We start from the raw sequence: 14735 nt of genomic DNA on the forward strand, positions 1-14735 counted from the left end.
GGTTCATTGGCACATCCGTGATGAATCAAATCCATGTCGGTCAACTAAAATCTTAGGAGGAGTCAGTCACTATTACAACTATTTTTTGTAACTTTGGGTGCTGAGAGTATAAGCCGTTTCATTCAGATTTATAAAATCCAATACCTGACAAAACATGCCACGAATTAAAGAAGGATTCAAAGGAGAACGTGCTATTGTATTGCCGGATTTCCTGATCGAAGAGCTAAAACGAGACCCCTTGGGCCGGGAACTCCATATCACTGATATTGGTTATTACCCGCATGCCAATTTTCATTATCGCGAGCGAAATGCCGAAGAAGTGAACGAGTTTGTTCTCATCTACTGCGTAGAAGGAGAAGGCTGGTTTGAGTTGGATCATCAACGATACAAAATCACCTCTAATCAATTCTTTATTCTTCCCAAACACCAGGCTCACGCTTATGGTAGTAATGCCACCAATCCATGGACAATTTATTGGATACATTTTGATGGGGATAAAGCAGCATTCTTTAGTGCAGGCTTTGACCGTCCACGTAATATTACTCCCGAAGCACACTCCCGTATCAAAGAACGACTGACACTTTTTGAAGAAATTTATTCTTCCATCAGTTCCGGATACAACAAGAATTATATGTTGTACGCCACCACCAGCCTGTTTCATTTTCTGGGTTCCATGAAATTTATCGGAGAGTACCGCGACTGTGGTTCTATGAACAACTCACGTAAAGACGTAGTACAGCTTGCCATTCATTATATGAAAGAAAACCTGAATAAGAAAATCCGTCTTACGGATATCGCCCGCGAAGTGAAGCTGTCTGCCTCTTACTTTTCGAACCTGTTTGAAGAAAAAACCGGGTCTTCACCTCTGCGATACCTGAATTACCTTAGAATACAGGAGGCATGCCATTATCTGGACTTCACTGACATGAAAATCAGTCAGATAAGTCCGTTAGTAGGTTACGAAGATTCTCTTTATTTTTCCAGGTTATTTACCAAAACAATGGGAATTCCACCTTCGGAGTATAAAGCTAAGAAAAAGGGATAGTTATGAATACACTTCCCGGTCATCTATATCAAATTTATATATAGTTCGCTGATTATACGCTCGTCCCGGGGTCAACAAACAAGAGGGAAAATGAGAGTGTGAAGGTGTATCGGGAAAAAACTGAGTTTCCAGACATACCGCTGTATCGGGAAGTTTATAATAACCTGCCGTGTAGAGCAGTACTCCGGGCAAATCAGTTGTTACAGTCAAACGCCGTTTAGATACGGGTTCGCAGAGACAGGCAGCTTGCAGCATATCGCAGGAAGGATGTTCCTTTAATACATAACAATGATTATATCCTCTATTATTGTGTAATTGCCGGTTATCAGCATAGAGTTCCTGCCCTATTTGTTTACAGTGTGTAAAATCAAAAGGAGTATTTGCCACTGGTATTATTTTACCTGTAGGAATAAACGCGGGTGTTGTATCCAGCATTCTCCCGGTAGGAATAGTCAAAAGATGCGAAGTAATCTTCTCCCTTGTGCCACTGAGATTAAAATAAGCATGATTTGTCATATTCAGATAAGTAGTCCTATCCGCCTTTCCGAAATAGCTAACCGTCAGTTCATTGCATTCATCCCAGCAATAATCCACCACCACATCAAGGTTTCCGGGATAACCGCCTTCACCATCGGGTGAAGTGAGTATAAAACGAACTCCATTGGGTAATTCCTCCCACTGCCACAGTTTCTGATCGAATCCGGTGGTCCCTCCGTGATTGGTATTACACCCATCATTTGTTTCCAGCTGATAAGTAATATCATCTATAACAAATGAAGCATTTGCTATCCGGTTGGCAAAACGTCCTATCGTAGCCCCCATATAATAAGTATCAGACAAATACTCTTCCAGCGTATCATAGCCTACTATCACATTGGTCAGATGCCCGTTAGTATCAGGTACTGCCGCTGTTATCCATCTGGCACCCCAATTCGTAAACTCAACATAAGCTCCGGTCCCATTGACCACTTTAAATAAAGAAACAGGTTCACCCGTCGCCGTATAAGCTGCTATTTCATGCGTTACTTTCATAAACAAAATATTAAAAAAAGAAGAGAGAAGGAAAGAGAGGGGAGAAGGGAGAAGGGGCTGCGCTGTTACTGTACAGTCTCATCCCTCTCTGAGGAAGTATCTTTCTGAAAGGAGAAGTATATTAACACAGCGCAGATCCTTCTCCCCTCTCCATTCTCCCTTCTAAATAAGGCCTCTATGACTCTGCCCTCCCTGGTGGTTAATGTCCAGTTCTATGACTTTATCCAGAAATTCAATTGCTTTAGATGTTTCATTCAATCCTAAATAACCCAATCCCATCACATAATTGCAATGAATACGATTGCGCTTGTTCAAATCATCTTCCCAGATAGCCAGATCCGGCAACGAAACAGCAAAGTAATCTATGCGACACGTATCAAAGAGGTGTTTTTCACCATGCTTAATCAACTTATTAAAACAACTACGTGCTTTATCTTCATCACCTAATGCTCTCCATGCCAATCCCTGATAGAATATTTTATCCGGCTGCTGGTCATTATAATAAAATGCCTGTTGTGGTTCCGGGGAACCAATCGTTGCTTTCTCAAAACAAGCTTTGGCGTTCTCCTCATCACCCAGTCCCCGATAGGCTTCACCTTTATAATACCAGATATCATTTTCCTCAGCATTTGCCAACTTACCTTCTCCTAAATTATAAGGATAGTTTTCAGTCTCTTTCAGCAGAGCCAATGCATCTGCATAACGCTGTTCACGCAAAGCTATTCTGGCAAGTTCTACCCGGCAAAGTACATATTGTCCCGTAATTTTTCCTTCTCCCCCTTCCCAAGGATGGAATTTACGACTTTCTATCAATGCTTTAGCCTCAGCATAACGTCCCAGTTGATTGTAAAGAGTGATGCGTTCAATAGATAAATCATCCCTTTCTTCTGTTTCAGGCAAATGTGCCTCCAGAAATGCAAGACGCTGTTCGTGCGAGTATCCCAAGCGTTTATATAACTGGTCCAGTTCCATCAGAATGCGCGAATCGTGTTCATCCAACTGAAATGCTTTTTCCAAAGCGTCCAGTGCTTTTGCTTTATCATTCTGTTTATTATAATAGGCCAATGACAGATTACGCCACACTGTAGGAAAGTCCGGAGCAATAGCGACAGAAGTCTCCCAGCAACTAATGGCGTTCTCATACTGCCGGGCAGCATACCAGAAGTTTCCTAAACTATAGGCTGCCTTAGCTCCCTGACTATTCAAAGCCAATGCATTTTGCAAAATCACTACTTCCTCGATACGGTTCGGGAAGCAATAAGAATGATCAGCTTGTTCTGCTTTCCGATAGCAATCCAATGCTTTGTTGTTATCTCCCTGGCAGGCATAGAAATAGCCAAGAGCATAGTGAATCATAGGATATACCTTACCGGCTCCAGCAACATAACTTTGCAAAAACAAGATGGCTTCTTCATACAAGCCTGCCCCCGCAAAGTCAAGCGCATATTCAATATAAGCATGTTCCCACTGTCGCATCAGTTCCTTCATTTCCACCAGTGAGTTCTCGTCTTTAGTCAACAGATAATACTCAAAACGGCATCCCATATTGAAACGGTCTATCTTCAAAGACTCCTCTATCAGGCTTAAAGCCTCCTCTTTACGGTTCAGCTTACGCAGAATCGAAGCTTTCAGCTGACGTGCTTTATGATTATGCCAGTTACGGATAAGAGCACGGTCCACTTTATCCAAAGCACTCTCATATTTACCCTTTGCCGTATCTATTTGTGCAAGTCCATAATAGGCAGCATCCTGCCAGGCGGCATTCCATGCCGATTTGAAGAATGCATCATAAGCTTCATCCGCTTTACCCTGCATCTTACAGCTCCACCCTAAGTTATAGGATGGTTCTCCATCATACGGATTCGGATTACGTTCTGTCAAAGTAGCTACAGCCGTACGGAAATACGCTTCAGCTGCGGCAAACTGCCCTTTACGCATTAACAGCAAACCAATAGCGTTATTGCAACGCACATTACCCGGCTCACGACGCAGAGCTTCCTGATAGTAATCCATCGGATTATAAGTGGCATGGCGATATTGTTCCAAATGAAGTCCGGTCAGGAACAACTGTTCGATAGAAGCAATATCTTTAGGATCTTTCGCTGCTTTGGCAGGGTCGGGTACCGGTTTTATTTCCGGTTTATCAGCCTGATAAGCAAGCATTACTTTCCCCTCGCAGTCTCTGATTTCTATCCGGATATCTTCTTCCTTTAACCCAGTTGCCGGGAAAGTAACAGTAAACGGATCTGCCGGAGAAATCTGAATTATCTTATCCAGCAATGTCTTACCTTGAATATCCTTTGCCAACAGATGTACATCTTTATTCACTCCTGTGGTATAAAGTACCAGATGAGCATTATCCTCTTTTAGCTCTACATTCAACAGAGCATCTTTGGTAGCATTCTTCACATAGCCCACTTCACTGTAAGGCATGAAATACTGTACCCACGATTTTTCTTCATAAGGTTGCAACCATGAGAAGTCCGGCTGATTATCCGTATACATTCCTGTCATCAATTCAATATAAGGCCCGTCCTCATCAGTCAGGTTCCTGTCCCAAGCCTTCCCAAAATCTCCATTACCCCAGGTCCATTGTTTCTTACCCGGAGATACGTGATGATCGGCTACATGCAACAAACCACCCTGAACATCGGCCTCATAACCACCCACAAAATCATATTTCGACTGAATAGCCATATAAGAAGTAGGAACGGGAATATTCTTGTATTTTGAAATATCCACTCCCGCTGAGTAGTCTTGCTTATAATAAACTCCGGTAGCTATAGGAAAGGACGACACATCGCGCTTACCATGATCAAACACCGCATTTACATCGGGTGGGAATACCGAATGATAGTGGTCATTCACCACCACAGCCGGGTTAGCCCACCACAAGAATGTCTGGGGGAAAGCTGTACGATTGTAAATCTTCACATTGATTTCAATATACGCCTTACCCGGATAAAGGGTAAAGCCCTGCATCCCTTTGGTACGGAACATGCGTTCCACTTCGTTACACCAGATTGTCTTACTACCGTCCGCATTCTCTTCTATAGAAAAATCAGTAGGAAGAAAAGTGGAGGGACGATGGTGCTGAGGCCAGTTAAATTCAATACCACCCGAAATCCATGGACCGGTAAGCCCTACCAAAGCAGGCTTCACCACCTGATTGTAATACACAAAATGGCGCTGTTTCACTTTATCATAAGCCATGTGTATGCGTCCACCCAGTTCCGGCAATATCATAACCTTGATATACTCATTCTCTATAAAAAGAGCATGATACTTCTTATCAACTTTATTATCAGATATTTTTTCTACTACAGGATAAGGGTATACAGAACCACTACTACCTTGATACACTCGCTTCTCCAAGAAAATGGGATTCTTCTCTTCCTTCCCTATTTCATAGGTAGGAAGCAAAATGTCTTCTTCCCAGGCACGTACCTCACTGGTATGTACCGTACTTTGAATTAAATATTGGGTTATTTTTTCCATATTATATAACAACTATTTTATTAATTCTTTTTCTAATTCTTCCAGACTCTTACCTTTAGTTTCGGGCAGACAGAACACCACAAAAATACCCCCGGCAAGACAGATGATGCCATAAAGCCAGAAGGTTCCGGCAGCCCCCAATCCGCTATTCAGTACCGGGAAAGTATATGTAAGAATGAAACAAGCCCCCCACAGAGCAAAAGTGCAGACTGACATAGCTACCCCCCGAACCCGGTTGGGGAAAATTTCAGAAATAATCACCCACATCGTTGTTGCCAGTGTCATCGCATAACATGCAATAGCCATCACTACAATAACGAGCAGTACAATACCGGTAATATGAAAATAATAGGCTGCACCCATAAAAGCATAAATCACAGTCAAACCGAATGAGCCTATCAGGGTAAGTGCCTTACGCCCCCAACGATCCACCACAAACATAGCCAGAATTGTAAATATCACATTAGTGATTCCGGTCACCACAATATTCATCAACACGTCCGAAACGCCATATCCGGCAGCCATGAATATCTCCTGTGCATAGTTGAATATCACATTAATACCGCACCACTGCTGCAAAACAGCCATCACGACACCAATAATCAGCACTTTGCGCATTGCCGGACGCAACAATTGCTTAAAGCCTCCTTGTTGTTCGCTATCCGAAGAAGCCATAGCAATCGCTTCCAGTTCCTGACGAGCGTAATCACGCCCACCCATACGGCTGAAGACTTTAAAAGCAGCCTCTTTGTGGCCGGAAGATGCAAGCCAACGGGGGCTCTCAGGAAGTATAAAACTAAAAATAAAAAACAATGCCGCAGGAACTGTCATGGCCCAGAACATCCAACGCCAACCCATTTGCCCATTCCATGACTCACGTATCATCTCATAAGTCGCTCCTATAGCCACCGGTTCTGCAATCTGCCAATTCACAATCTGAGAAGCAAGAATACCTAATACAACCGTCAACTGATTAATGGAAACAAAACGTCCGCGCAAATGGGCCGGAGCAATCTCAGCAATATACATAGGTGACAAGCTGGAAGCTATACCAATAGCAAACCCACCTATCAATCTGAAAATATTGAAAAAAGTAAAGGAGTGGGCAGCACCTGTACCAATAGCCGTACAGATAAAAAGTCCTGCTGCCAATGTAAGAATAGGCTTCCTTCCAAAACGGTCACTCATCTTTCCGGCACTCAGTGCACCCACCAGGCAACCTATCAGCGCACTACTCATTGCCCAGCCCTGTAAGACCGGACTATCCGCAATTTGAAAATATTGTTCGTAGAAAGGTTTGGCTCCCCCTATCACTACCCAGTCATAGCCGAAAAGGAAACCTCCCATAGCCGATATTAAAGCTATCAGGAACAGATAAAGATTTGATTGTGTTTTCATCATGGTCATACAAATATTAATCATTAATTTGATGACCGCAAAGTAACCGGGATTTAGCCTATAAAGAAATAGAGAGAATTACTTAAAGTATGGACAATTTTACTTTTCCGATTCAATCCCCTTTCCGCTTGCATTCTTTTCGGAATTCATTGGGTGTTTTACCAAACTGCTTCTGAAACTGCTGAATAAAATTGCTTGTAGAGTTTATGCCTACCAGTATACTCACCTCATTCACCTGGCAATCTTCCTGTGAAAGAATAGTTGCCGCACGATTCAAACGAACAAAGCGGATAAACTCTACAGGACTCATATTCACAATTCCTTTCAGTTTCTTGCTGAAGTTTGAATGGCTCATGCACATTTTAGTAGTCAGTACTTCTACATTAAAAGCAGGATCGGCTATATTCGCATTCACGATATCTACTACCTGATTCACAAAATTTTCATCAGCCTTATTAATCTCTACCTGACCGATAGGTACCAATGGTTTAGAGCTCTGCAAGCTGATATCCCGGTTTTTATTTATTATCAGGCTCTTTAGTAAAGCCGATAAATAGTTCAGATTAAATGGCTTTTCAATGTATGCATCTGCCCCGGCTTCCAACCCTTGAATCTTTGTACTGACATCATTTTTTGACGTTAACAACACTACCAGTATATGGCTGGTGTTTACTTCCGATTTCAAATTACGGCACAAAGACAATCCATCCATATTAGGCATGATAATATCACTCAATACAATATCCACCTTATTATGCTCTATCACATTCAGAGCCTGTACTCCGTCCGAAGCTGTCAGGATGGTATACTCCTCATATAACTGTTCTGATAAGAAATCCACCACATCCGGATGATCATCCACGATCAGTAAAGTCACTCTTATACTGTTTCGGTTCAGCTGAATCTGCCCGTTGCTCATTTCAACAGCCTGTACGTTCTCCGTTATTTTCTGACGAACGGGAAGTTTCAGCACAAAACAGTTCAAACCTTCCATCTCCTGATAGGTTAAAGTACCCCGATGTTGTTCCACCAGGCTCCGGCAAAGCGAAAGTCCGATACCTACGCCTATATTCTCCTTACTGTTTTCTGCCCTGACAAAAGGTTCAAAGATTGCCTCATGCATATCTTTTGATACCAGCAAGCCATCGTTTATGATCTCAAGTATCAAAAACTCATCATCACGGCTCACCCGCACAGTAATACGCGTATCACTATACTTGATCGCATTAAAGATTAAGTTATTCATTATCTTATCAACCGCATCCTTATCTGCAATGACACATATATCCGGGGCCACGCGGTCCGCTATCACCTCAAACGTTTTATTCCGTTCCGAAAGCAACACAGAGAACCGCTCTTTCAAAGATTCAATCAGATGCAAAGCTTTAATTTCTGAGAAAATCAACGGCTTATTCATATTTTCGGCAGCCTTAAAGTCCAGTAACTGATTGACCAGATTCAACAGTTGTTCCACATTCTGCTTTATCAATCCCAGGTAACGTTGTACATTCTTCGGGAAAAGTACAGACTCCTGTATTACCAGATCCAACGGGCCGTTAATCAGCGTCAACGGAGTACGTATCTCATGCGTAATATTCGTAAAGAACGCTACTTTCGACTCGTAAAGCTCCTTCTCTTTTTCGATTGTATAGATGAGATTCTTTTCCTCATTTCTACGGGCTATCCTTTTCAGATATGTACGAATCCAATAGAAAAGTAATGAAAGTACTACCAGCACATAGATTACATAAGCCATAGGAGATGCCCACCACGGTGGCAATACATCAATGATCAACACCTTTTCAGTTTCATCCCATACCCCCATGTTATTGGCTCCCTTCACATGAAGCACATATTTTCCGGTAGTAAGTCCGGCATAAGAAATCACATTCTTATCCGTATAAATCCAATCATTGTCTACATTACTCATACGATAAGCATAGCGATTTGCCCCAGGAGAAGCAAAACTCAATGCAACAAAACGGATACTGATATTTCGTTCATCATAGTTAAGCGTGATCTTATAGTCCTTTTCATACTGGTTAATAACATTGGGAAGAAGATTCTTACCATTTACCAGAAAATCGGTGAAATAGACAGAAGGGATTAAATCATTTCTCACAAATTGCCCCGGATTAAACGAAACCAATCCATGCATCGTCCCCATAAAAATGGTGCCTTTATCTGTCATCGCCACTGAGTTATAGTTGAATCTGGAGACACTCAAACCGTCTTTCTTATCAAAGACCTGTACCTCTTTAGTATCCGGTTCCAACCGCACAAGTCCATGATTTGTTCCAAACCAGATATTTCCATGGGCATCTTCCACTGCTCTGTAAACAATATCGTCCGGAAGTCCCTCAGCAAGCGAATAGGCTTGAAAAGCCCCGTTCTGAAAACAGCAAATGCCACCACGATCCGTACTGACCCAGATACGTCCCTTACTATCTTCTAAAATACTACTGACCGAATTCGAACTGATAGACCCAGGTTTACCGTCAGCAAGATATTGTTTCGATTTACGGGAATGGATATTATATTTGTATAATCCATTACCCATCGCCGCAATCCAGATATTCCCCTGGCTATCCTCCATAATATCTTGTATGTATCCGTTTCCGAATTTTGTTACTCTCTCAAAACGCATCGTCCCTTTCTGCGCCCTGTATACTCCTCCACCATCACTGATCCAGATGGTACCCGTATGATCTTCACAAAAGGCATAGATACTTTCTTCTCTCAAGCCCAGTTCAGAACTTGAATAGTGTGTTATCTTCATGGAAGGAGATATAATATCCAACCCATTCTTAAAATAACCAATCCAGATATTCCCGTTGATTTTTCGTATATAAGTGATGGGAGCTGTACGACGTGTACTAATCCTGCTAAACTCCGATGTCTTCTTATCAAAAACCGAACAGCCTTCATCTTCTGTTCCCACCCAAAGCTTCTGCATATCGGCATCCCAATACAAACCATGAATCCACTGGCTTTGTACGCTCTGCGGATGATCATTCGGTATATAAACCGTAAAGTTCCCGGCACTACGACTCTGATAATTCAGCCCTCCGTAGAGAGTACCAACCCAGATGCCTTTCTCTTTATCAATATACATATCAGTAACTGTATTACAGCTAAGAGAGTGTGAATCAAAAGAATCGTTCCTGAATACAGTACAATTTTTAGTCAACAAATTATAGATATACACCCCATTATTTGTACCGACCCATAGTTCTTCATCCTTTGGCATCATCAAACAGCGGATCATCACATTGTCTACTTCCGGAAAGTCATGCAGAGCCAGCGTTCCCGTCTCCTTATTATACCTCAGTAATCGCCCCTCGTGTAAAGCAACAAATAAAGATTCTTTGCAGGACAGCATTGCATACACTCCTTTCCCCCGGAATACCCCGGTTTCTTCCAGTACTTGTACAAAATCATCTTTCGCTTTGTCATACCGGCAAATTCCCTGGTCAATACATCCAACCCAGACAGCACCCTGTCCGTCCACTGTCAATGACAATGGTCCTCCTTTTTCAAACACAGTGTGCCCAAAATTTGAATAAAGTTTGTATGCTTTTGTCTGTACATTCACTTTCAGTATGCCACAAGAAGGTAGAACAATCCACATATTCCCCTCCTTGTCAGCTACGATATTTGAAACCCAGTTATATAGAAAACCTGCGTCCTGAAGATTCAGCCAACGTTCCAGATAAGTAAAAGTCTCCACTACCGGATCATAGATAAAAACACCTTCATCCGTGCCTACCCACAATAGCCGGTTCATATCCTCACACAGAGCAGCCGTATTGTTATTGCGCTTATTCGCTATCGGGTCATAACAATCCAATACCTTAAACTCACACCCGTCATAGCGGTTCAGTTTATTACGCGTACTGATCCACATATATCCGTAGCTATCCTGCAATATAGCCTTTACTTCACTATGTGACAATCCGTCTTCATTATTCAAACGGGTAAAATGAACCTGTCCCAATAATGGCCAAACTGATAGATTAAGAAAAAGGATCAGACACAAAATTGCTTTCATAGTAATACAATATATGGATACAAAAATAACTATTAAGTATTATAAAATATCTTTTTCCCGATACAAACACCGAAAAATATAAAATTTCGATACTAAAATATAATATATTCACTAAAAAAAGTACTTACACCCCACAAAATCAAAATCTGATACTTTTTCATTTTTATCGAATATCCATTGCAAAACCGCTCCTTTATATTTGCACCATGAGCAATAACCTTTAATTATTTTAATACTATGCTGAAGATCAAAGAAGGATTCAAAGGTGAACGACTGATAAGTCTTCCCTCATTCGCAATTGAAAAATTCAAAAACGACGAATTAGGCAAAGAGTTGTATTTCTCCAATATGGGTTATTTTCCAAATGCCGAATATCATTACTGCCGTAGAGAGTCGGAAAGCTCCACCAATTACATTCTTATATATTGTGTAAAAGGCGAAGGATGGCTCGAATACAATGGTAAGAAGTCAAAAGTAACAGAAGATCAATTCTTTATTATCCCTCAGGGAACCCCGCACGCTTATGGAAGCAGTAAGGGGAAACCATGGTCTATTTACTGGATTCACTTCAACGGTAAAAAAGCAGGGTATTTCAGCAAAGGATTCGATATACCTCAAGACATGCCTTATAATTCACAGTCGAGATTTAAAAATAAGATAGACATGTTCGAAGAGATATTCGATACATTACAACAAGAAAGCAGCACCGAACAGATGTCATATGCAGCCAGTGTATTTTTCCATTTTCTGGGCATCATCAGATGTTCCAATCAGAATAAAAAGGAATCAGAAACCATTAGAGAAAGTAATATCATTGATACTTCCTTAAAATTTATGCGGGAAAATCTGCATAAACATCTTTCCCTAAAAAATATGGCAGAGCATGTAAACCTCTCCGTATCCTATTTCTCCAGAATATTCATAGCCCAGATCGGTACTTCTCCTTCCAAGTATCTGGCACAACTCCGTATGGAGAAAGCCTGCCATTATCTGGAAGAGACAGAAATGAAAGTCAATCAAATCAGCCCATTAGTAGGATTTGATGACCCACTTTATTTTTCAAGACTATTTACTAATTATCTGAAATTATCTCCCACACAGTATAGAGAGAATAAGAATAGAACCATATATTTCAGAACTACAGTACAAACATCCCATCATATTATGGCGGTATAAACACTTTAAGCATTGGGTTACACAAATCCTTACAGGATACGTAACCCAATGTATATAACCATCTAATCTCACTGGTATCTGCCGGAATAAATGAAGAGTTAATATAACTAATATATTAGTTACTTTACTTGTTACTGTTCATACATTCATATACATTTGTAATTCAGACAATATAATAGTCCTCATCCCGGGCTATATTAATAAATCAGTAACCTTATGAAAGCAGCAGATTGGATAGAACATCTAAATTTACGTCGTCACCCGGAGGGAGGGTATTACAGAGAAATTTTCCGAACCGGAAAAATGGTAGATGGCAACAAACCCGCTATGACTTCCATATATTATTTATTAGAGAATAATGAAATATCAGCATTTCATAGACTTTCTTCGCCGGAAGTATGGTACTATCATGCCGGTTACCCATTAATGTTATATGTAATCCACCCTGACGGAAGATTAGTCACTCATTTGATGAATACCGATATTTCAGGTGAACAGCAAGTAGCCATCGAGCCCGGATGTTGGTTTGCCGCTGAACTGCCTTCACATTTCGGATATGCATTGGTTAGTTGTGCAGTTGCTCCTGCCTTTACTTTCGATAATTTCGAGTTAGGTACATTTGATGAATTATCTAAGCTTTTTCCGGAGCACGAAGAGGTACTAAGACGATTGTGTCAATAGTAATGGTTCTACTATTTACGATGATTTTCAAAGTCATACAAATAGGATATATATGTTGTTATTAATAAAAAGCTTCATTAATATATAGTAAGTATCCGATAAACAATGGGTAGTTTATCGGATACTTACAGTTTTTAGCTACTAAGGTTATTAATAACAGTACCCAAAGAGGAGTCATACAAACTATCCTCTTTGGGTGTTTTAGAGATTTCCATCAAATAATATAAATTTGAACAACCCATTTATTGTGGTTCTATCACCTTAACCTACTTTTTTGCAGTTATCTGAAACAATATTTTAATCCAATAACAGCATTTATTTGCAGAATTTTTATGTTCTTTTTGCTTTGCAACATCCATTGACTGTTTTTATTCTTTAGAACAACTCCCAATATACCGGCATCCAGTCCTATTCCCCATTGAGGGGTGAAATAATAATCCAGTCCAACCGTAACATTACCTCCCGCACCTGACAAATTTGCACGCTCGACGCTATTAATATATCTGCTTTTATTACTATATAAGGTATATCCTATCCCTGCTTCATAATGTGCATTAACTCCGCTGAAAAGTGTTTCTTCTTGTCGATAGGAAATTTGTGGAGCCAAGTAAATCAGTAGTATGTCTTCATGTATATTTTGCTCATACACATTTTCTACATGATACTTATCCTTATACCGATAACCGGAAAACAGAATTCCATATCCCCATTCGGCCACATACTCCAGACCTTTACCTTGTATTTCCCAAGCAGCCGGATAAGAGTTTTTATCTCGTTCATCCCATCGTGAAATAGCTTTATAGGGAGAAGCGATACCTGCCGATAAAGAAATGACATGGCTCTTTCCCTTTTTATCCCCAAAGGTTGCCTGTGCTGACAAAGTACCTATATAGAAAAGAAGGCCGATAACACATACAACTCTTGTTTTTATTTTTTGGGCTCCCATAATGCATTACTATTTTCTGCAATAGAAATCGATATACATAATACAGACTTGTTATCAGCTGGAATAGAAGAGCGTTTTATTGTATTTTGGAAATCAATAGTATATGCTCTTACATCAGATGATTTTTCCATGTCAATTATGTCCGTTACATAGTCCTCAAGCATATCCAACTCTTGTTTGTAATAGGGCATAGCCTGTTGGGCGTTTGCAACAAATGCTTCCATAGTGGAAAGCTTTCTTTGATTCTTTATGTAAAGAGTTAGTTCTTCTTGTTGTTTTGCATTTAACCCCTGATACCCTAACTGCACCATTCTAATACTCATTCTTCTTACGAGATCAGACTCCAAATACCGTCCTTCTCTGACATAGGAATCATTAAAAAATTCTTTTGCTATTTTATTATGCAAAACTCCATATTGATCTTCATCAAGTAGCCCGGAAGAACCATAATTTACATCCGGAGATGATTTTATTTCAAACTTTCCTACTTTGTCGATTATTAAATCAATAGTTTTATAACCTTTTGATACGTAGCTAATAGATGACAGTGCAGAACATATTATGCCACCGGTATTTCCTCCCCAATGGCTCTTTCCATAAAGAAATCCTTTAGCATCAATCCAAGCTGTTAAAAACAGATGCGTCCAAAAGTTCTTAATACCTCTTGTTTGTATTGTGTTGTGTTGTAAATTATATTTCTGTCTCAAACTATCAATTTGTTGCTGCAATTCTATATAAGAAATTGTATTTTTACCAAATGAGTATAATTCAGTATTGTATTTTTCCGTTATGGGTTCAATATTTACTTTTTCGCAAGATATAAAAACACATTGCATACTCACAAGGACGATAAGTCCCAATAGATAATTCTTTTTCATAATTTCAATTTTTAATTAATGCTCCATTTG

9 protein-coding genes are annotated in these 14735 nt (G+C 40.3%); 3 read left to right on the forward strand and 6 right to left on the reverse strand.

Annotated features, from left to right (window positions below; all coding sequences use genetic code 11):
- The first annotated feature begins 154 nt into the window (after nucleotides 1–154).
- The gene (locus ACESQI_RS08770) at nucleotides 155–1045 is read left to right on the forward strand and encodes an AraC family transcriptional regulator (protein ID WP_195660421.1); all 891 of its coding nucleotides are present in this window, start codon (nucleotides 155–157) and stop codon (nucleotides 1043–1045) included.
- Here ACESQI_RS08770 and ACESQI_RS08775 read toward each other — a convergent pair whose 3' ends face one another.
- From ACESQI_RS08775 to ACESQI_RS08790, 4 genes are all read right to left on the reverse strand, one after another.
- Entirely contained in the window at nucleotides 1046–2077 is a 1032-nt protein-coding gene (locus ACESQI_RS08775; RefSeq protein WP_373125805.1) for an aldose epimerase family protein, read from the reverse strand.
- Nucleotides 2078–2239: 162 nt separating this feature from the next.
- The gene (locus tag ACESQI_RS08780) at nucleotides 2240–5575 is read right to left on the reverse strand and encodes a DUF5107 domain-containing protein (protein ID WP_373125807.1); all 3336 of its coding nucleotides are present in this window, start codon (nucleotides 5573–5575) and stop codon (nucleotides 2240–2242) included.
- Between the two features lie 12 nt (nucleotides 5576–5587).
- Entirely contained in the window at nucleotides 5588–6982 is a 1395-nt protein-coding gene (locus ACESQI_RS08785) for a sugar porter family MFS transporter (RefSeq protein WP_373125809.1), read from the reverse strand.
- A gap of 103 nt (nucleotides 6983–7085) precedes the next feature.
- On the reverse strand, nucleotides 7086–11024 hold the full coding sequence (locus ACESQI_RS08790) for a two-component regulator propeller domain-containing protein (protein WP_373125810.1): 3939 nt from the start codon (nucleotides 11022–11024) through the stop codon (nucleotides 7086–7088).
- 237 nt (nucleotides 11025–11261) lie between these two features.
- Here ACESQI_RS08790 and ACESQI_RS08795 point away from each other — a divergent pair, with 237 nt between their 5' ends.
- On the forward strand, nucleotides 11262–12200 hold the full coding sequence (locus tag ACESQI_RS08795) for a helix-turn-helix domain-containing protein (RefSeq protein WP_373125812.1): 939 nt from the start codon (nucleotides 11262–11264) through the stop codon (nucleotides 12198–12200).
- 216 nt (nucleotides 12201–12416) lie between these two features.
- The gene (locus ACESQI_RS08800) at nucleotides 12417–12881 is read left to right on the forward strand and encodes a cupin domain-containing protein (RefSeq protein WP_002558281.1); all 465 of its coding nucleotides are present in this window, start codon (nucleotides 12417–12419) and stop codon (nucleotides 12879–12881) included.
- Between the two features lie 280 nt (nucleotides 12882–13161).
- On the opposite strand, the gene ACESQI_RS08805 is transcribed toward ACESQI_RS08800, so the two are convergent.
- Both ACESQI_RS08805 and ACESQI_RS08810 read right to left on the reverse strand, forming a co-directional pair.
- Nucleotides 13162–13827 (reverse strand): hypothetical protein, encoded by a 666-nt coding sequence (locus tag ACESQI_RS08805; protein WP_002558282.1) that lies wholly within the window; start codon nucleotides 13825–13827, stop codon nucleotides 13162–13164.
- Nucleotides 13809–14705 carry a hypothetical protein gene (locus tag ACESQI_RS08810; RefSeq protein ID WP_002558283.1) on the reverse strand — a complete coding sequence of 299 codons (897 nt, stop codon included), beginning with the start codon at nucleotides 14703–14705 and terminating at the stop codon, nucleotides 13809–13811. Before ACESQI_RS08810 ends, ACESQI_RS08805 begins: the two co-directional genes overlap by 19 nt.
- Nucleotides 14706–14735: the final 30 nt, after the last annotated feature.

This window comes from Bacteroides sp. HPS0048, from assembly GCF_964240755.1.
Lineage (GTDB): Bacteria > Bacteroidota > Bacteroidia > Bacteroidales > Bacteroidaceae > Bacteroides > Bacteroides nordii.